We start from the raw sequence: 19,499 nt of genomic DNA, 5'->3' as shown, positions 1-19,499 counted from the left end.
GCAGCGGGGGCGGCGGTGGAGGTGCTCATCGGGTTCCCTCTCGGTGGTGGGGGGCCGAGGGGGGCCGAGAACGAGAAACGCCCCGGGCTCCTCGGGCCCGGGGCGTCTGTTGCGGCGTGTGCTCAGCCAGCGGTGACGGACACCGGATCCCGGTGGCCGTAGAAAAAGCGGACGGTGGCGAGCACGGGGGGAGTCTGGCACAGGCCGCGCGGCGCGCGCCAGGCCGGGAGCGCCCGGATGCGGACGGCTGCGGTCAGCCCCCCGGCCCGCTGGGACGGGTGGTGCGCCCGTTCCCGGGGGCGCCGGGAGCGTCACCCGTCCGGCTTACAGTGGCGTGGTCATGAGCAGCAGCCTCCAGCAGTCCCTCCCCGGCACCGCCGCCCTGCAGCGCTCCGCACCCGGATCGGTGGGGCGGGAGCTGGACCGGATGCTCGCCGGCCTCAACGGCCCGCAGCGCGACGCCGTCGTCCACGAGGGCAGCCCGCTGCTCATCGTCGCCGGCGCCGGGTCGGGCAAGACCCGCGTGCTCACGCACCGGATCGCCTACCTGCTGGGCGCCCGCGGGGTGCAGCCGGGGGAGATCCTGGCGATCACCTTCACCAACAAGGCCGCCGGGGAGATGAAGGAGCGGGTGGCCGCGCTCGTCGGGCCGCGCGCGCGGTCGATGTGGGTCTCGACCTTCCACTCGATGTGCGTGCGCATCCTGCGCGCCGAGGCCGCCAAGCTGGGCATGAAGCCGTCGTTCACGATCTACGACCAGGGCGACTCGATCCGGCTGATGACGATGGTCGCCCGCGACCTGGACCTCGATGCGAAGCGCTATCCCGGGCGCAGCCTGTCCAACCAGGTGTCCAACCTGAAGAACGAGCTCGTCGACGAGGAGTCGTTCAGCCCCCAGACGGCGCCGGAGAAGGTGCTCAAGGAGGCGTACACGCTCTACCAGCGGCGGCTGCGCGAGGCGCACGCCATGGACTTCGACGACCTGATCATGACGACGGTCCACCTGCTGCAGGCCTTCCCCGACGTCGCCGAGCACTACCGCCGCCGGTTCCGGCACGTGCTGGTCGACGAGTACCAGGACACCAACCACGCCCAGTACATGCTGGTGCGGGAGCTGGTCGGCGACGGCTCCGGGCCGGTGCCGATGGGTGAGCTGTGCGTCGTCGGTGACGCCGACCAGTCGATCTACGCCTTCCGCGGCGCGACGATCCGGAACATCGACGAGTTCGAGCGCGACTACCCGCAGGCCACCACGATCCTGCTGGAGCAGAACTACCGCTCCACCCAGCGCATCCTCAAGGCCGCGAACACGGTCATCGCCAAGAACACCGGCCGGCGGCCGAAGAACCTCTGGACCGACTCCGGCGACGGCGAGCTGATCGAGGGCTACGTCGCGGACAACGAGCACGACGAGGCCGCGTGGGTCGCCGAGCAGATCGACGCGCTGGTCGACGCGGGGAAGGCGCGGCCGGCCGACATCGCGGTCTTCTACCGCACCAACAACGCCTCGCGCGTCTTCGAAGAGGTCTTCATCCGCGTCGGCATGCCGTACAAGGTCGTCGGCGGGGTGCGCTTCTACGAGCGCAAGGAGGTCCGCGACGCGCTGGCGTACCTGAAGCTGGTCGCGAACCCGGCCGACGTGGTGAGCCTGCGCCGGATCATCAACGTGCCCAAGCGCGGGATCGGCGACAGGGCCGAGTCGTGCATCGAGTCCTTCGCCGACCGGGAGCGGATCGCCTTCGGCTCGGCGCTGCGCCGCTGCTCCGAGATCGGTGAGCTGGCGACCCGCTCGCTGAAGGCGGTGCGGGAGTTCGTGGCGCTGCTCGAGGAGTTCGAGCGGCTGGTCGAGACCGGCTCGGGCCCGGCGGCGCTGCTGGAGAGCATCCTCGACCGCACCGGGTACCTGGCCGAGCTGCAGGCCAGCACCGACCCGCAGGACGAGGGCCGCGTCGACAACCTCAACGAGCTCATCTCGGTGGCGGCCGAGTTCGAGGCGGCGAACCCGGGCGGCTCGGTCACCGACTTCCTCGAGCAGGTGTCGCTGGTGGCCGACGCCGACCAGATCCCGGTCTCCGGCGACGAGGCGGGCGTGGTCACGCTGATGACGCTGCACACGGCCAAGGGGCTGGAGTTCCCGGTCGTCTTCCTGACCGGCATGGAGGACGGCGTCTTCCCGCACCTGCGCGCGCTGGGCGACCCGCGCGAGCTGGAGGAGGAGCGCCGGCTGGCCTACGTGGGCATCACGCGGGCGCGCCAGCGGCTGTTCATCTCCCGGGCGACGGTGCGCACCAGCTGGGGCCAGCCGGCCTACAACCCGCCGTCCCGGTTCCTCGACGAGATCCCGGGCGAGACGATCCACTGGGAGCGCACCGACCCGGTGCCCGCGCCGTCGACCGGCTACCGGTCGGCCCAGACGCGGGTGGCGGCGACCGGCCTCTCCACCGGCGGCCTGCGCGGCGGCGCCGGCAACCGGCAGGTCATCTCCGTGGAGGTCGGCGACCGGGTGAGCCACGACGCCTTCGGGCTGGGCACCGTCGTCGAGGTCACCGGCGTGGCGGACAAGGCCCAGGCCACCGTCGACTTCGGCTCCGGCGGCACCAAGCGCCTCGTCCTCCGCTACGCCCCGCTGGTCAAGCTGTAGGGCTGCCCTGTCCTGAGGAGTGGGGGCCGGGGGCCCCCGCGACCCAGGGGCGGAGCAGCTCCGTGGCTGGTCCGTGCCTGGGCGTCAGCACGCCCGGCGGCGATCTGGCCGTGCGCCTCGGATCGGGGCAGGGTTGAACCGCGCCACCGGACGTCGACCGCGCCGTGACGCGGCTCGACGTCCGGTGCAGCGGCTCGACGTGCCCCTGACGCACACCACCGAGGCCTCGTCCTCGAGGCGCCGTCCTGCTGCCGTGGATGGACGCGCTCAGTGCGCATCGGCACGACACCTGGTCGCGGTGTCGGCCGGCGGCCGACGGATCAGATCGCCACCCCGCGCTCGGCCAGCCAGGCCCGCGGGTCGATCGGGCGGCCGTCCATCCCGCCGCGGTGGATCTCGTAGTGCAGGTGGGGGCCGGTGGACTGGCCCTCGTTGCCGATCTTGGCGATCTGGTCGCCGGCGGTGACCAGATCGCCGGCGGAGACGCTGTAGTAGCGCATGTGCCCGTAGATGTGCACGTTGCCGTCGGCGTCCTGGATGTAGACGGCGTTGCCGTAGCCCGAGGCGCGCCCGGCCCGCACGACGACGCCGTCGGTGGCGGCGAGGATGGGCGTGCCCAGCGGGGCGGCCAGGTCCAGGCCGTAGTGCATGGTGCCCCAGCGCCGGCAGAAGCAGGTGGTGAGCGTGCCCTGGGTCGGGGCGACGATCTTCGGCTGCCGGGCGGCGCGGGAGGCGGCGAGCTCGCCGAGCCGGGCCTGCGCCTCGGCCTCGGTGATGCCGCGGCGCGCGTCGGCGCCCTCGAGCCCACCGGCGAAGCTGACCTCGGTGCCGGCGCCGAGCCCGTAGTCGGAGGCCGACGCGGTGACGTCCGCCCGCTCGGCGGTGATGGCCGGGATGCCGGCGAGCACGGCACCGGCGACGAGCGCAGCGAGCCACAGGTGGGCGCGCCGGCCCGGCGGGTGCGGCAGCCGGCGCCGCGCGCGGGGGGTGGGCTCCCCGGCGGGAGCCGCCGCGGGCGCCGCAGCGGGGAGCGGCGCGCGGACCGGACCTTCGGCAGCAGTGCGCGGCCGGGGGACGACGACGTCGGACGGCGGCCCCTCCAGCACCTGGGCACTGCTGCGAGTCACGGCGGACCTTCCCGGACGACTGGCCGGCGAGCGCCCGGTGGGCGTCCGTCGGGGGAGCGACGACGGCAAGGGCTCCTGGCGTGGAGCCCACCGGTCCTCCCGGCGCCGTGATCGGACCGTAACGATCCGTCATGGGCCGACCAAGCACCCGACGCTGCGTGTCGCGACGTGTACGAGTCGTCACGTCGACGTGTCGACCCGGGTGGAGGTGCCCCCGCCGTCAGGCGACGGCGGCGACCGGCGCGTCCGTGGTGCCCGGCTCGCGGACGCCGGCGAGGGTGGTCGCCACCTCGTCGAGCACGCCGCGGTGCATCGGCAGCGACATGTGCCCGACCCCGCGGAACAGCACGTTGCGCGCACCGAGGTCGGGGTGGTCGCACCGGCCGGACCTCGTGGGCAGCACCATCTGGTCGAGGTCGCTGTAGAGGGCCGTGACGCGGGTGCGGCAGCCCGGAGCCGGCTGCTCGAGCTCCTCCAGCACCGGTGATCCGGGCCGCAGCTGGCGGATGAGCGGCGTCGGCGCGAGGTGGGCGAGGACCGAGCCGCGGTGCGGGGTGCCGAGGGTGACCAGCGAGTCGACCCGGCGGTCGCCGCCCTGGCGCTGCACGTGGTAGCGGGCGATGAGCCCGCCCAGGCTGTGCCCGACGACGTGCACCCGGTCGTGGCCGGTCTGCTCGCAGATGCGCTCGATGTGCTCGCCCAGGTCCGCGGCGCCGCGGGCGACGTCGGTGAGCAGCGGGCTGTAGTTCCACGAGCAGACGGCGGCGAACCCGCGCCGGCGCAGGCTGCGGCGCATGACCGCGAACACCGACCGGTTGTCGACGAGGCCGTGCACCAGCAGCACGGGCGTGCGCGCCGCCAGCGGGTCGACGGCGAGGCGGGCCCGGGCCACCGGCGGCTGCTCCCCGGCGCGCGTGCTCGGGTCGAGGCGCAGCTGCTCCATGCGGGCGCCCAGCGGGTACATGAGGACGTGCGCCCCGAACCAGGCCAGCTCGGTCAGGCCACCGGTGAGCGCGGTGGGGGAGCAGAGTGCGCGCAGACCTCGTGGCGCGGCCTCGTCACCGTCGCCGGTGTGCCACCCTGGACCGGAGCCCGGATCGCCCGATGGGCGCATGGCTGCCCTCCCCGTTGAACCTCCGGCGGAGCTCGGCTCGTGCCGTCCCGCCGGCGGCGGTGCCAGGTGTGTGCTCCGTTCACCGCACGGTAATGCGGGGGAGTGACGGTCGTCACACGAACGTCACCGTCGGGCGGGCGATCGAGGCCGGTTCGTGACATCCAGCGAAGGGGGAGACGTGTCGACCCGTGACCACCGCGTCCGGACCGGGGGCACCGGTGCGGGCCGTGCCGAGGCCGCCGCCCGCAGGCGGGGCGACGCCCGGCCGGCCGGGGCCACGCCGGCGGACGCCGGGGACCGCGTGGTCATCGGCACCGTCCCCCCGGCGGTGCGGCTCTGCGGCGCGCTGCTCGTGCTCGCCGGGGTGGCCGGCGTGCTCGCGGTGGTGCCCACCTACCTGGTGGTCGGCGGGGAGGAGCTGCGCCAGGTGCGCGGGGTCGGTGGCGCGCTGGCGACCCTGCTGGGCCCCGCCGTGCACCTGGCGGTCGGTGCGACGCTGCTGCGCCGCGCCGTCCCGAAGTTCGGCCTGGCCTACGCCGCCGTCGCCGGGGCGCTGGCCGTCGGGGGGCTGCTCATCGAGCTCTACCGGGGCAGCAGTTCCACCACGCGCCCCGGGATCGAGGTGCTCGCCGGCGAGCGCGTGCTGACCAGCAGCGTGCAGATCGGCGCCGGCTGGGTGCTCGGGGTGGCCGCCCTGGTGCTCACCGTGCTGGCCGGCGTCGTCGGTGCGGCGGCCTGGGGGCGCACGGTGATGGAGGACCGCGGGCCCCTCGACCCGATCCGGTCGGTGCTGGCCGGCGCCGCGGTGCTGCTGGGCGTGGTCACCGTGCTGTCCCTCGCCCTGCCGGCCGCCGACGTGCCCGAGCAGCTGCGCATCGACCCCGCCACCGGCATGCGCGTGGTGGTCATGCAGGAGGGGCCGCAGGCGCTGCTCGAGCGGCCGGGGCTGGCCCTCCTCGGCGGGCTGCTGCTGGCCGGCACCCTGCTGCTCTGCGCGGTGGTCGCGCCGTCGCTGCGACCGCGGCTGGCCGCGGTCGGGGGGTTGCTCGCCGTCGCCGTCACCGTGCTCGGCGCGGGGCTGGCGGGCCTGCGGGACGCCGCCTCGTCCGACGAGCTCGTCTGGACCGTCCCGGGCATCGGGCTGGTCCTCGCGGGCTTCGGGTTCCTGGCCCTCGCCGCCGTCGCCTGGCGGGCGCGCCGCCCGGTGGCGTGACCCGCGCCACTCTCGGCGGCGCCCGGCCCTAAGCTCCCGGTCGTGGTGGACGAACGCATCCGGGTGGTCATCGCTAAACCGGGACTGGACGGGCACGACCGCGGTGCGAAGGTGGTCGCGCGTGCGCTGCGCGACGCCGGCATGGAGGTCGTCTACACCGGCCTGCACCAGACGCCGGAGCAGATCGTCGAGACGGTCGTGCAGGAGGACGCCGACGCCGTCGGGCTCTCGGTCCTCTCCGGCGCCCACATGACCCTGTTCGCGCGCCTGGTCGAGCTGCTGCGGGACCGCGGCGTGGACGACGTCGTCGTCTTCGGTGGCGGGATCATCCCGGAGGAGGACGTCCCCGAGCTCCGGCGGATCGGCGTCACCGGCATCTTCACGTCCGGGGCGACGACCGGTGAGATCGTCGACTGGGTGCGGGAGCGCGTGGGCGAGCCCGCGGGGGGGTGACGTACTGGAACGGCCGCCCTTCAGAGGCCCACTCCGAGCGTGCGAGGCGTGGGGGGAAGGGCGGTCCTTCTGCTGCCGCGAAGGGGTGAGGTGCCGTGTGACGCACCCCACCCCTGGCTCTGCCGGGAACGCCCGGGGCAGCGAGCCGGTTCCGGGCGGTCTACGGTGCCTGTTCGTGGATCTCTTCGAGTACCAGGCCCGTGACCTGTTGGCCTCGCACGGTGTCCCCGTGCTCCCCGGCGGCGTCGCCGAGACCCCCGAGCAGGCGGAGGCGATCGCCCGCGAGATCGGGCAGACCGTCGTCGTCAAGGCTCAGGTGAAGACCGGCGGCCGCGGCAAGGCCGGCGGCGTCAAGCTCGCCGACAACGCCGAGGACGCCAAGGCGCGCGCCCAGGACATCCTCGGGCTGGACATCAAGGGCCACATCACGCACCGCGTGATGGTCGCCCAGGCCAGCGACATCGCCGAGGAGTACTACTTCTCCTACCTGCTCGACCGGTCCAACCGGACCTTCCTGGCCATGGCCTCGAAGGAGGGTGGCATGGAGATCGAGCAGCTCGCCGTCGAGCGCCCCGAGGCCCTCGCCCGCATCCCCGTCGACGCGACCGTCGGCGTCGACAGCCAGAAGGCCGCCGAGATCGTCGACGCCGCCGGGTTCCCCGCCGAGGTGCGGGACCAGGTCATCGCGATCGCCGTCCAGTTGTGGGACGTCTTCAGCAAGGAGGACGCCACCCTGGTCGAGGTCAACCCCCTCGCCAAGGCGCCGGACGGCACCGTGCTGGCGCTGGACGCCAAGGTGACCCTCGACGAGAACGCCGGCTTCCGGCACGCCGAGCACGCCGCGCTCGAGGACGCCGCCTCCGCCGACCCGCTCGAGGCGCGGGCCAAGGAGAAGGACCTCAACTACGTCAAGCTCGAGGGCGAGGTCGGGATCATCGGCAACGGTGCCGGCCTGGTCATGAGCACCCTGGACGTCGTCGCCTACGCCGGTGAGGAGTTCGGCGGCGTGAAGCCGGCCAACTTCCTGGACATCGGTGGCGGCGCCTCGGCCGAGGTCATGGCCAACGGTCTGGAGATCATCCTCTCCGACCCGGCCGTCAAGAGCGTGTTCGTCAACGTCTTCGGGGGCATCACCGCCTGCGACGCCGTGGCGAACGGCATCGTCCAGGCCCTGGGCATCCTCGGCGACGAGGCCACCAAGCCCCTCGTCGTCCGCCTCGACGGCAACAACGTCGAGGAGGGCCGCCGGATCCTCGCCGAGGCCGACCACCCGCTGGTGACCCTGGTCGACACGATGGACGGCGCCGCGCGCCGGGCCGCCGAGCTCGCCGCCGCCTGAACGCCCCGCAGACAGGACTGAAGAGATGTCGATCTTCCTCAACGAGAACAGCAAGGTCATCGTCCAGGGCATGACCGGCTCCGAGGGCATGAAGCACACCCAGCGCATGCTCGCCTCGGGCACCGCGATCGTCGGTGGCGTCAACCCGCGCAAGGCCGGCCAGTCGGTGGACTTCGACGGCACCAGCGTGCCGGTGTTCGGCGGCGTCGCCGAGGCCATGAAGGAGACTGGCGCCGACGTCAGCGTCATCTTCGTGCCGCCGCCGTTCGCCAAGGCCGCCGTCATCGAGGCCGTGGACGCCCAGATCGGGCTCGCCGTGGTCATCACCGAGGGCATCCCGGTGCACGACTCGACCAACTTCTGGGCCCACGCCCAGGGTGGCTCGACCCGCATCATCGGCCCGAACTGCCCCGGCCTGATCAGCCCCGGGCGCAGCAACGCCGGCATCATCCCGGCCAACATCACCAAGCAGGGCAAGATCGGCCTGGTGTCGAAGTCGGGCACGCTGACCTACCAGATGATGTACGAGCTCCGGGACATCGGTTTCTCCACGGCCATCGGCATCGGTGGCGACCCGGTCATCGGCACCACGCACATCGACGCGCTCCAGGCGTTCCAGGACGACCCGGAGACCGAGGCGATCGTGATGATCGGCGAGATCGGCGGCGACGCCGAGGAGCGGGCCGCCGACTTCGTCAAGGCCAACGTCACCAAGCCGGTCGTCGGCTACGTCGCCGGCTTCACCGCCCCCGAGGGCAAGACGATGGGCCACGCCGGCGCCATCGTCTCCGGCTCGGCCGGCACCGCCCAGGCCAAGAAGGAGGCCCTCGAGGCCGCCGGTGTGCGCGTGGGCAAGACACCGTCCGAGACCGCCCGGCTGATGCGCGAGATCGTCGGCTAGCGGACCCGCACCCCAACCGCACAGCTGCCCGGTGACCCTCGTGGTCACCGGGCAGCGGTGCGTCGGGGCCGGGCGCGCCGGCACCGGCCCGCCGTTGCGCGCCGCTCGCCCCGAGCGCCACGATCGAAGCGCACCCGTTCCGTACGGAGGAGATCACCGTGACCGCCAGCCAGCCCCCGCAGCCGCCCGAGGGCGGCCGACCGCCCGCGGGTGCCCAGCCGCCCGAAGGGCAGGCGCACGAGGCGCCGCGGGCGACCGGGCCGGGGGAGCAGCAGCACGGCGGCCCCTCGCACGAGCAGCACGGTCACGGCCACCCCGGTCAGGGGCAGCCCACGCACGGGGAGCCGGGCTACGGGCCGCCGTACGGTCAGCCGCCCTATGGTCAGCCGCCCTATGGTCAGCCGCCGTACGGGCAACCCGGGTACGGACCCGCGCCCTACGGCCAGCCGGGGTACGGCGGATACGGCCAGCCGCCCTACGCCCAGCCGCCCTACGGCCAGTACGGGTACGGGCAGCCGCCGTACGGCCAGCCGGGCTACGGCGGGTACCCGCCGGCGCCCTTCGGCGGCCCACCGCCGGGTCACGGCCAGCCGCCCTACGGGCAGCCGGGCCCCCTCCCGGGCGGTCACGGCTACGGGCCCGGGTACGGCGGGCGACCGGGTGGTGCGGAGTTCGCCTACGACCCCAAGCGGCTGACCTGGACCGACCTCGCCGTCGCGGGCGGGACGCTGCTGTTCCTGCTGTTCGGGTTCCTGCCCTGGTGGCGCTTCGGCGACGCGACGTTCGGCGTCACCTTCAGCGGCTTCGAGGACGGCATGGTCGTGGCCGCCTTCGTGCTGTTCCTCCTGGCGACGACGTGGGCGGTCCTCCCGGCGTTCGTCCGGACGACGACGACCTTCGCCCGGTCGGGGGTGACCGCCGGCCTGGCCGGGCTGGGGCTGGTCCTGACGCTCTTCTCCTGGCTGGACACCCTCCGGTACGCCTTCTCGTTCTGGGCGCTGATGGGCTTCGTCACCGCCGCCGCCATCACCGTGGTCGCGGTGCTCGCCCTGCGCCGCGAACTGCGCGAACGCCCCGCCCGCCCGGCCGTCCCGCAGCACGGCGGGCCGTGGCCCGGCCAGCCGCACCCCTGGGCCGGCCAGGGGTGGGCGGGGCAGCAGCCCTACCCGTACCAGCAGCCCTACCCGCAGCAGCAGCCGACCTGGCCGGCCCAGCCGCCGCGCCCGGCGTCCGAGGCGGGCTCCGGGGGTGGCGGCACGGGCGGGCCCGGCGGCGCCACCGCCTCCGGCGAGGCGTCGGGGAACACGCAGAGCGACCGGCCCGGCACGGACACCTGATCGACGTCCCGGTGCGGCCGCACGAGGGCGACCGGCTCCGGCGCGTGCGCCGCCCATCGGCGGCGGTGGCTTGCGAGAGTGGGGAGGTGGTCCCGCTGCTCGCACGCCTGCCCTTCCGGCGGGACGACGGATCCGCGGCCCGTCCCGCCCCGCCTGCCGTCCTCACCGCCCTGGCCGCGGCCGCCGTCACGGTGGTCGGGCTGGCCGGCCTCTGGCTGGCCCTGCTGGTCGTGCAGACGCTGGACCCCGCCGGTGGCATGTCGGCCGGGGGCGCCGCGGCGCTGGGCGGTCGGCTGTGGCTCCTCGCGCACGGGGCCGAGCTCCGGCCGCCCGACGGAGCCCTCGCGCTGGCCCCCCTGCTGCTGACCCTGCTCGCGGCGAGCGGGCTGTCGTGGGCCGGGCGGGTCGCCGTCCGGGTCCTCGACGACGGGGCTCCGGCGCGGGCGGTGGTGCGCGCGGGCACGACGGTCGTGCTCGTGCACGTGGCGCTCACCTGGCTGCTCGCGCTGCTGGTGGACGACCCCGCGGTGGGCACCGGCTGGCCGCGCACGCTGGTGGCCCCGGCGGTGCTGGCGCTGGTCGCCGTCGGGTGGGGCGCCGGCCGCGAGTCCGGCCTCGCCGACGCCGCGCTGGCCCGGTTCCCGGGTGCGGCCCGCCCGGTGCTGCGCGGGGTGCTCGCCGGGTTGCTGACCGCGCTGGCCCTGGCTTTCGTCGTCGTCGCGGTCGCGCTGGCCAGCGACACCTCGGGGTACGCGGCGCTGTCGGGCGCCCTCGGCGGGGCAGGGGCCGGGGCGCTGGGGCTGTTCGGGCTGAGCGCGCTGTACCTGCCGAACGCGGCGGTCGCCGTCCTGGGGCTGGCCGCCGGTCCCGGGTTCTCCGTGGGCACCGGGACGCTGGTGTCGGTGCACGGCGTCACGCTGGGCAGCGTGCCCGCCCTGCCGCTGCTCGCGGCGCTGCCCGACACCCAGGCGGTGCCCCTCGTCGCCTTCGTCTCGCAGATCGTGCCGGCGGTCGCCGGGCTCGTCGCCGGCCGCACCCTGGGCCGGTGGTTCACCGACCGGGACGGCGGCTCGGTCGTCGCCGGGCTGGCCGGGCTGCTGGCCGGGTCGCTGCTGGGCCTGCTCGTCGGGCTGCTCGCCTGGGTCGCCGGCGGTGCTCTGGGGGACGGCGCGCTCGCCCAGGTCGGGGCCCCGCCCGTCGCCACCGGCCTCGCCTTCGGGGCGCAGGCCGCGATCGCCGCCGCGATCGCCGCCGCCGTCACCCGCTGGCGCGCGCTGGGTTAGCAGCGGCCCCGTCGACCGGCCCCCTCGCAGGGGCCCGCCGCGAGCGTGCGAGCGGTGGGGGGCGAGGGGGTCCTTATAGGGTCGGCGCCGTGCCCGCCCACGCGTCTCCTGCCCGGGCGAGGGTCGTCGTCCTGCTGTCGGGGACCGGATCGCTGTGCGAGGCCCTGCTGGAGGCCACCGACGACCCCGGCTACCCGGCGGAGGTGGTCGCCGTCGGTGCCGACCGCGAGGCCCCCGGGCTCCAGCACGCCCGGCGGCGCGGGCTGCCCACCTTCGTCTGCGCGCTCGGCGACCACCCCGACCGGGCGGCCTGGGACCGCGCGCTGGCCGAGCGGATCATCGCGTTCGCGCCGGACCTGGTCGTCTCGGCCGGCTTCATGAAGATCGTCGGCCCGGCGGTGCTCGACGCGTACGAGGGCCGGCTGCTCAACACCCACCCGGCGCTGCTGCCGGCGTTCCCCGGCGCGCACGCGGTCCGCGACGCCCTGGCGGCCGGCGCCACGGTGACCGGCTCGACCGTGCACCTGGTCGACGCCGGCGTCGACACCGGCCCCGTCCTCGCCCAGCGCGAGGTGCCGGTGCTGCCCGGCGACGACGAGGCGACGCTGCACGAACGGATCAAGGCCGTGGAGCGCGAGCTCCTGGTGGAGACGGTGGCGACGTTCGCCGCCGCACCCCCGCCCACCCCGCACCGGACGAGGAAGAGCACCTGATGAGCGACCGCACCCCGATCCGCCGCGCCCTGCTGGGCGTCTACGACAAGTCCGGCATCGAGGAGCTGGCCCGCGGGCTCGCCGCCGCCGGTGTGGAGCTGGTCAGCACCGGTGCCACCGCGCGGCGGATCGCCGACGCCGGGGTGCCGGTCACGCCGGTGGAGCAGGTGACCGGGTTCCCCGAGTGCCTGGACGGGCGGGTCAAGACGCTGCACCCCGCGGTGCACGCGGGCATCCTCGCCGACCGGCGCAAGGACGAGCACGTCGCCCAGCTGGCCGAGCTCGGCATCGCCGCCTTCGACCTCGTGGTCGTCAACCTCTACCCGTTCACCGAGACGGTGACCTCCGGCGCCGCCCCCGACGAGTGCGTCGAGCAGATCGACATCGGCGGCCCGGCGATGGTGCGCGCCGCGGCGAAGAACCACCCGTCGGTCGCCGTCGTCGTCGACCCCGCCCGGTACGGCGACGTCCTCGCCGCGGTCACCGCCGGCGGGTTCACCCTGGGCGAGCGGCAGCGGCTGGCCGCGGCCGCGTTCCGGCACACCGCCTCCTACGACGTCGCCGTCGCCTCCTGGATGGGCAACGTGCTCGCGCCCGACGACGACAGCGGCTTCCCGGCCTGGGTCGGGGCGAGCTGGGAGCGGGCCGACGTCCTCCGCTACGGGGAGAACCCGCACCAGGCCGCCGCGCTGTACCGCTCGGACCGGCCGGGCCTCGCGCACGCCGAGCAGCTGCACGGCAAGCAGATGTCCTACAACAACTACGTCGACACCGACGCCGCCTGGCGGGCCGCGCACGACCACGACGAGCCGTGCGTGGCGATCATCAAGCACGCCAACCCCTGCGGCATCGCCGTCGGCGCGGACATCGCCGCGGCGCACCGCAAGGCGCACGCCTGCGACCCGGTGTCCGCCTTCGGCGGGGTCATCGCGGCCAACCGCGAGGTCGACCTCACCATGGCCGAGCAGGTGGCCGAGGTCTTCACCGAGGTGGTCGTGGCCCCGGGCTTCACCGACGACGCCGTCGCCGTGCTGACGGGCAAGAAGAACATCCGGCTGCTGCGGCTGCCGCACCTGCCCGAGACCGGCGTGGAGCAGCGGCCGATCAGCGGCGGGCTGCTCCTGCAGACCCGCGACCGCATCGACGCCGCCGGCGACGACCCCACCACCTGGACCCTCGCCACCGGCGAGCCGCTGGACGCGGCGGGCCTCGACGACCTCGTCTTCGCCTGGCGGGCGGTGCGCGCGGTCAAGAGCAACGCGATCCTGCTCGCCCACGACCGGGCCACCGTCGGCGTCGGCATGGGCCAGGTGAACCGGGTCGACTCGGCGCGGCTCGCGGTCGCGCGGGCGGGGGAGCGGGCCGCCGGGTCGGTCGCCGCCTCCGACGCGTTCTTCCCCTTCGCCGACGGCCTGCAGGTGCTGCTCGACGCCGGCGTGCGCGCCGTCGTCCAGCCCGGCGGGTCGGTGCGCGACGAGGAGGTCGTCGCCGCCGCGGCCGCCGCCGGCGTGCCGCTCTACCTGACCGGCACCCGGCACTTCGCCCACTGATCGGGGCACCGGTCCCATGCGGCACTCGTCGCGCCCGCACGTGCGCCCTCCCGAGGCGGGGGCGCACGTGGAGGGGGCCGACTACGCGCGGGTGGACTGGTGGGGGGTGGCGCTCGACGGCGTCACCTTCACCCGGTGCCGGTTCGACGACGCCGGCCTCGAGGAGCTGGTCACCCGCCGGTGCGTGTTCGACGAGTGCGTGCTCACCGGGGTGCGCATGGGCGGCTCACGGCACCTCGGGACGGCGTTCCTCTCCTGCCGCTTCGACCGCGCCCGGCTGTTCGACACCACCCTGGACGGCTGCAAGCTCACCGGGTCGCACTTCCTCGGCGCCTCCCTGCGGCCGCTGACGGCCGTCGACTGCGACTGGTCGTGGACCTCCCTGCGCGGGGTCGACCTGTCGGCGCAGGAGCTGGCCGGGCAGCGCTTCCGCGAGGCCGACCTCACCGACGCCGACCTGCGCGGCGCCGACCTGGGCGGCGCGGACCTGGACCGGGCGCGGCTGCAGAACGCCAAGCTGCGCGGGGCCGACCTGCGCGGCGCCTCCACCGACGAGGTGGACTGGCGCTCCTTCGAGCTGACCGGGGTGCACCTCGACGCCCTGCAGGCGGTCCAGGTCGCCCGCGCCCACGGCGCGCGGGTCGAGATCTGAGCCCTACCGCGACGAGTAGCGGGGGCCGGTCAGCACCGCCTTGAGCGAGCCGAGCAGCCCGAGGACGGCGACGGCGATCCCGCACCAGAACCCGGGGCCGAAGAAGCCGAGGTCCCAGTCGGCGTCGACCAGCGGCACGAGCACGGCGGCGGTGACGACGCCGCTGACCACCAGCGCCAGCAGCCCGACGAACCGGTGGCTGCGGGCGGGCAGCCACAGCGCGATGCCCAGGAGCAGCAGCACCCCGCCCCCGAGGACGATGGCCAGCGGCTGCCAGCCGCCGTCGTCGAACACCCGGTCCAGGTCGTCGAACGCCTCGCGCACCAGCGTCCAGCCGCCGGCGTCGCGGTCGCTCAGCCAGTCCAGCGGCAGGCTGAGGCCCGCCGCGATCCCGGCGAGGATGCACAGCAGCCCGCCCAGGCTCTCGGGTCCGCGGAAGGCCACCGGCCGGGTGGAGTAGGCGGGCTCGGTCGCCGCCGGCCCGGCGCCGTACGAGGCGGACGCGCCGGTCGGGGTGGGGTCGCTCATCGCGCACCTCCGCGGGTCGACGGGGCCGGGGCGCCCCGTTGCACCCGACCCTAGGGCCGCACCGACGCCGGCGGGACCCGTTCCGGCAGACTGTCGGCGTGCCCGCGACGATCCTGGACGGCAAGGCCACCGCGGCGGCGATCCGCGCCGAGCTCACCGAGCGGGTGGCCGCTCTCGCCGCGGCCGGTCACCGGCCCGGTCTCGGCACGCTGCTGGTCGGCGACGACCCCGGCAGCCGGTGGTACGTCAACGCCAAGCACTCCGACTGCGCGGAGGTGGGCATCGCGAGCATCCAGCGCGAGCTGCCGGCCACCGCGACCGAGGCCGACGTGCTGGCCGTCGTCGCCGAGCTGAACGCCGACCCCGGCTGCACCGGCTACATCGTGCAGCTGCCGCTGCCGGCGGGCATCGAGGAGAGCCGGGTGCTGGAGGCCATGGACCCGGCCAAGGACGCCGACGGGCTGCACCCGGTGAACCTGGGCCGCCTGGTGCTCAACGTCCCCGGGCCGCTGCCCTGCACGCCGGTCGGCATCGTGGAGCTGCTGCGCCGCTACGAGGTGCCGATCGCCGGCGCGGAGGTCGTGGTCATCGGCCGCGGCATCACCGTCGGCCGGCCGCTGGGCCTGCTGCTCACCCGGCGCACCGAGAACGCCACGGTGACGCTCTGCCACACCGGCACCCGCGACCTGGCGGCGCACGCGCGCTCCGCGGACGTCGTCGTCGCCGCCGCCGGGGTGCCCGGCCTGATCACCGCGGAGATGGTCAAGCCCGGGGCCGCCGTCCTCGACGTGGGCGTGAGCCGGGTGGACGGCAAGATCGCCGGCGACGTCGCCAAGGACGTCGTCGACGTCGCCGGGCACGTGGCGCCCAACCCCGGCGGGGTGGGGCCGATGACGCGGGCGATGCTGCTGCAGAACGTGGTGCTCGCCGCCGAGCGGGCCGCCGCGCTCGAGGCGCTCTCGGCCTGACCGTGACCCGCCCGCCGCTCTACGTCCGCCGGCCCTTCCTCGCCGGGCTGCTGCGGCAGCTGCCGCTGCTCGCGGTGCTGGTCGTGGTGGCGATCGGGCTGCTGCTGGTCACCTTCGAGCACTGGCGCTGGGGCCTCGTCGTGCTCGGGACGTCGCTGGTGGGGGCCGCCCTGCTGCGGTTGCTCCTCCCGGTGCGGCGGGTCGGCTTCCTCGCCGTCCGCAGCCGCGCGGTGGACGTCGTCCTGCTCGCCGGTGCGGGCATCACCCTCGCCGCGGTCGCGCTGGCCATCCCCGGGACGTGAGCGCCCCCGGGGCGGCACGAGACGCCGACCACCGCTAGGTTGACGGCCATGGCGAAGCAGCCCAGGAACGGCAAGGTCACCGTGGTCGGTGCCGGGTTCTACGGCTCCACCACCGCACTCCGCCTGGCCGAGTACGACGTCTTCGAGACCGTCGTCCTCACCGACATCGTGGAGGGCAAGCCCGAGGGTCTGGCGCTGGACATGAACCAGTCCCGGCCGATCGAGGGCTTCGAGACGCAGGTCGTCGGCGTCGGCGGCGGCTCCTACGAGGGCACCGAGGGGTCCGACGTCGTCGTGATCACCGCCGGCCTGCCGCGCAAGCCCGGCATGAGCCGGATGGACCTGATCGAGACGAACGCGGGCATCGTGCGGCAGGTGGCGGAGAACATCGCGCGCACCTCGCCGGACGCCGTCGTCATCGTCGTCTCCAACCCGCTCGACGAGATGACCGCGCTGGCCCAGCTGGCCACCGGCTTCCCGAAGCACCGGGTCATGGGGCAGGCCGGCATGCTGGACACGGCGCGCTTCACCAACAACGTCGCCGAGGAGCTGGGTGTCCCGGTCTCCTCCGTGCAGACCCTGACGCTCGGCTCGCACGGCGACACGATGGTCCCGGTGCCGTCGCGGTGCACGGTCGACGGCAGGCCGCTGGCCGACGTCATGGCGCCCGACCGCGTCGAGCACCTCGTCCAGCGCACCCGCAACGGCGGTGCGGAGGTGGTGGCCCTGCTCAAGACCGGATCGGCCTACTACGCCCCCTCCGCGGCCGCCGCCCGCATGGCCCGTGCGGTCATGGAGGACTCCGGTGCCGTCATGCCGGTGTGCGCCTGGGTCGACGGCGAGTACGGCATCTCCGGGGTCTACCTCGGGGTGGAGGCCGAGATCGGCCGGGAAGGCGTCCGCCGGGTCGTCGAGAGCGACCTGGCGGAGAGCGAGCTGACGGGCCTGCGCGAGGCCGCCGAGGCGGTGCGCGCGAAGCAGGCCGACGTGGCCGACCTCTGAAGAAGCAGAAGGACCCCGCTGCCCCCCACCGCTCGCAGGCTCGCGGCGGGGCCCTGCAGCGGGGCCACGAGAGCACACAAGGAGAACGCGTGAGCAAGATCAAGGTCGAGGGCACCGTCGTCGAACTCGACGGCGACGAGATGACCCGGATCATCTGGCAGTTCATCAAGGACCAGCTGATCCTCCCGTACCTCGACGTCAACCTGGAGTACTACGACCTGGGCATCGAGTCGCGCGACGCGACCGACGACCAGATCACCGTCGACTCCGCCAACGCCATCAAGAAGCACGGCGTCGGGGTCAAGTGCGCGACGATCACGCCGGACGAGGCGCGCGTCGAGGAGTTCGGCCTCAAGCGCATGTACCGCTCGCCCAACGGCACGATCCGCAACATCCTCGGCGGCGTCATCTTCCGCGAGCCGATCATCATGGAGAACGTGCCGCGGCTGGTGCCGGGCTGGACCAAGCCGATCGTCGTCGGCCGCCACGCCTTCGGTGACCAGTACCGCGCGACCGACTTCAAGTTCCCCGGCGAGGGCACGCTGACCATCAGCTTCCAGCCGGCCGACGGCTCCGCGCCGATCGAGCACGAGGTCTTCCAGTCGCCCGGCGGCGGTGTCGCGATGGCGATGTACAACCTCGACGAGTCGATCCGCGACTTCGCGCGGGCCTCGATGAACTACGGCCTGCAGCGCGGCTACCCGGTCTACCTGTCGACCAAGAACACGATCCTCAAGGCCTACGACGGCCGGTTCAAGGACCTCTTCCAGGAGGTCTTCGAGGCGGAGTTCAAGTCGAAGTTCGACGAGGCCGGCATCACCTACGAGCACCGGCTGATCGACGACATGGTCGCCGCCTCGCTCAAGTGGGAGGGCGGCTACGTCTGGGCCTGCAAGAACTACGACGGTGACGTGCAGTCCGACACCGTGGCCCAGGGCTTCGGCTCGCTCGGCCTGATGACCTCGGTGCTCATGAGCCCCGACGGCCGCACCGTCGAGGCCGAGGCCGCCCACGGCACGGTGACCCGGCACTTCCGCCAGCACCAGCAGGGCAAGGAGACGTCGACCAACCCGATCGCGTCGATCTTCGCCTGGACCCGGGGCCTGGCCCACCGCGGCAAGCTCGACGGCACCCCCGAGGTGACCCGCTTCGCCGAGACGCTGGAGAAGGTCTGCATCGACACCGTCGAGGGCGGTCAGATGACCAAGGACCTCGCGCTGCTGATCAGCAAGGACCAGCCGTGGCTGACCACCCAGGACTTCCTGGCGGCCATCGACAGCAACCTCAAGGGGGGCCGCTCCGCTTCGCGCCCTCCCCGAGACGCGCCAGATGGGGGGCCGACTTCGGAGATTGTGGCGCCCGACATGGGCTTCGGGGTGCAACTTCGCGGAAAGCGGTCCCGGTGAGCGGCTCCGGAGTCCCGATTGGTGGACGGCTGCCTGTGGACGACGGCGGCGCACCCGTGCCGTCCTCCGGCAAGCTGCCGGTGCCCGCACCCCGCCGTCCCGACGCCCTGCGGGGCAGGGTCTTCCGCAAGCGTGACGCCGTCGCGGCCGGCCACCTGACCGCCGACGCGCTGCGGAGCTCCGCGTGGCGCCGGGTGTTCCAGGGGTCTACGCCGATGCCGAGCTCCCCGACTCGCTGGACGTGCGCATCGCCGGTGCGGCCCTGCTGGTGCCGCGGGCTGCGGTCTTCAGCGGTCGCACCGCGGCGTACCTGCACGGTGCCACGCAGCTCGCCGACCTGACGGCGCCGGTCGAGGTCAGCGTGCCGACGGGGATCCGGTTCGGCGGCGCGGCAGGGCTGCGGGTGCGGCACGTGGCGCTGGGCCCGTCGGACGTGGCCGTGGTCCGGACCCGGCGCTGCACCACGGGGCTGCGGACAGCGCTGGACATCGCCCGGTCCGAACCGCTGCCCGACGCAGTGGCCGCGCTGGACGTGCTGCTGGCACGCGCGGTGGTCGGTCTGGGTGAGCTCCGGGAGGCGGCGCGGACCCGGCGCAGCGCACGCGGAGGACGGCGCGCCGAGCGGGCTGTCGCGCTCGCGTGCCCGCTGGCGGAGTCGCAACCCGAGAGCGGGGTGCGGGTGCTGCTGGCTGTCGCCGGGCTGGTGCCCGTCCCGCAGTTCTCGGTGCGGGACGGGGACGGCGCCTTCGTCGGCAGGGTCGATCTGGCCTTCCCCGAGCAGCGCGTGGCGGTCGAGTACGACGGCGCATGGCACGCCGAGCCCGGTCAGTTCGCCCGTGACCGGCGCAGGCTCAACCGGCTCACCGCAGCAGGGTGGACCGTCGTCCACGTGACCGCAGCCGACCTTCGCGACCCGGCAGCGCTGGTGGCCCGGGTCCGGGATGCGCTGGCCCGCGCAACTTCTCGGAAC

At 74.4% G+C, this 19,499-nt stretch carries 17 protein-coding genes and 1 pseudogene; 15 read left to right on the top strand and 3 right to left on the bottom strand.

Annotation, left to right across the window (positions count from 1 at the left end; genetic code table 11):
* Positions 1-340 precede the first annotated feature (340 nt).
* Positions 341-2,641: a DNA helicase PcrA gene (gene pcrA, locus E9529_RS18165; RefSeq protein WP_236832675.1), complete on the top strand. Its 2,301-nt coding sequence runs from the start codon at positions 341-343 to the stop codon at positions 2,639-2,641.
* 320 nt (positions 2,642-2,961) lie between these two features.
* Here pcrA and E9529_RS18160 read toward each other — a convergent pair whose 3' ends face one another.
* Positions 2,962-3,768: a M23 family metallopeptidase gene (locus E9529_RS18160; protein WP_236832674.1), complete on the bottom strand. Its 807-nt coding sequence runs from the start codon at positions 3,766-3,768 to the stop codon at positions 2,962-2,964.
* A 220-nt stretch (positions 3,769-3,988) separates the two neighbouring features.
* Positions 3,989-4,882 (bottom strand): triacylglycerol lipase, encoded by an 894-nt coding sequence (locus E9529_RS18155; protein WP_236832673.1) that lies wholly within the window; start codon positions 4,880-4,882, stop codon positions 3,989-3,991.
* Positions 4,883-5,060: 178 nt separating this feature from the next.
* Between E9529_RS18155 and E9529_RS18150 the strand changes: the two genes are divergently transcribed.
* The 9 genes from E9529_RS18150 to E9529_RS18110 all read left to right on the top strand — a co-directional run bounded on the left by E9529_RS18150 (position 5,061) and on the right by E9529_RS18110 (position 14,323).
* On the top strand, positions 5,061-6,095 hold the full coding sequence (locus E9529_RS18150; RefSeq protein ID WP_236832672.1) for a hypothetical protein: 1,035 nt from the start codon (positions 5,061-5,063) through the stop codon (positions 6,093-6,095).
* A 42-nt stretch (positions 6,096-6,137) separates the two neighbouring features.
* On the top strand, positions 6,138-6,548 hold the full coding sequence (locus E9529_RS18145; RefSeq protein ID WP_236832671.1) for a cobalamin B12-binding domain-containing protein: 411 nt from the start codon (positions 6,138-6,140) through the stop codon (positions 6,546-6,548).
* A gap of 175 nt (positions 6,549-6,723) precedes the next feature.
* Entirely contained in the window at positions 6,724-7,887 is a 1,164-nt protein-coding gene (gene sucC / locus E9529_RS18140) for an ADP-forming succinate--CoA ligase subunit beta (RefSeq protein WP_236832670.1), read from the top strand.
* Positions 7,888-7,912: 25 nt separating this feature from the next.
* Entirely contained in the window at positions 7,913-8,788 is an 876-nt protein-coding gene (gene sucD / locus E9529_RS18135; protein WP_236832669.1) for a succinate--CoA ligase subunit alpha, read from the top strand.
* Between the two features lie 158 nt (positions 8,789-8,946).
* Complete coding sequence (locus E9529_RS18130) at positions 8,947-10,125, top strand: hypothetical protein (RefSeq protein WP_236832668.1); 1,179 nt, start codon at positions 8,947-8,949, stop codon at positions 10,123-10,125.
* Between the two features lie 86 nt (positions 10,126-10,211).
* Positions 10,212-11,408 (top strand): DUF6350 family protein, encoded by a 1,197-nt coding sequence (locus E9529_RS18125; protein ID WP_308195305.1) that lies wholly within the window; start codon positions 10,212-10,214, stop codon positions 11,406-11,408.
* A gap of 89 nt (positions 11,409-11,497) precedes the next feature.
* A complete protein-coding gene (purN, locus tag E9529_RS18120; RefSeq protein ID WP_236832667.1) occupies positions 11,498-12,121 on the top strand; it encodes a phosphoribosylglycinamide formyltransferase in 624 nt (207 codons plus the stop codon).
* Complete coding sequence (gene purH / locus E9529_RS18115; protein ID WP_236832666.1) at positions 12,121-13,671, top strand: bifunctional phosphoribosylaminoimidazolecarboxamide formyltransferase/IMP cyclohydrolase; 1,551 nt, start codon at positions 12,121-12,123, stop codon at positions 13,669-13,671. Before purN ends, purH begins: the two co-directional genes overlap by 1 nt.
* A 40-nt stretch (positions 13,672-13,711) precedes the next feature.
* Complete coding sequence (locus E9529_RS18110) at positions 13,712-14,323, top strand: pentapeptide repeat-containing protein (RefSeq protein ID WP_236832665.1); 612 nt, start codon at positions 13,712-13,714, stop codon at positions 14,321-14,323.
* 3 nt (positions 14,324-14,326) lie between these two features.
* On the opposite strand, the gene E9529_RS18105 is transcribed toward E9529_RS18110, so the two are convergent.
* Positions 14,327-14,851, bottom strand: a complete 525-nt coding sequence (locus tag E9529_RS18105; protein WP_236832664.1) for a hypothetical protein — start codon at positions 14,849-14,851, stop codon at positions 14,327-14,329.
* 98 nt (positions 14,852-14,949) lie between these two features.
* Between E9529_RS18105 and E9529_RS18100 the strand changes: the two genes are divergently transcribed.
* From E9529_RS18100 to E9529_RS22815, 5 genes and pseudogenes are all read left to right on the top strand, one after another.
* Positions 14,950-15,819: a bifunctional methylenetetrahydrofolate dehydrogenase/methenyltetrahydrofolate cyclohydrolase gene (locus E9529_RS18100; RefSeq protein ID WP_236832663.1), complete on the top strand. Its 870-nt coding sequence runs from the start codon at positions 14,950-14,952 to the stop codon at positions 15,817-15,819.
* 2 nt (positions 15,820-15,821) lie between these two features.
* Entirely contained in the window at positions 15,822-16,121 is a 300-nt protein-coding gene (locus E9529_RS18095; RefSeq protein ID WP_236832662.1) for a DUF3017 domain-containing protein, read from the top strand.
* Between the two features lie 48 nt (positions 16,122-16,169).
* Positions 16,170-17,123: a malate dehydrogenase gene (mdh, locus tag E9529_RS18090; RefSeq protein ID WP_236832661.1), complete on the top strand. Its 954-nt coding sequence runs from the start codon at positions 16,170-16,172 to the stop codon at positions 17,121-17,123.
* Positions 17,124-17,212: 89 nt separating this feature from the next.
* Positions 17,213-18,409, top strand: a pseudogene (locus E9529_RS18085) (NADP-dependent isocitrate dehydrogenase); the annotation flags it as partial.
* Between the two features lie 304 nt (positions 18,410-18,713).
* Positions 18,714-19,499 (top strand): DUF559 domain-containing protein (locus E9529_RS22815; RefSeq protein WP_236832659.1); only part of this gene is annotated, 786 nt, incomplete at its 3' end.

It is taken from the genome of Blastococcus sp. KM273128 (assembly GCF_021698975.1).
Classification (GTDB): domain Bacteria; phylum Actinomycetota; class Actinomycetes; order Mycobacteriales; family Geodermatophilaceae; genus Blastococcus.
This window is presented reverse-complemented; position numbering and strand designations above follow the sequence as displayed.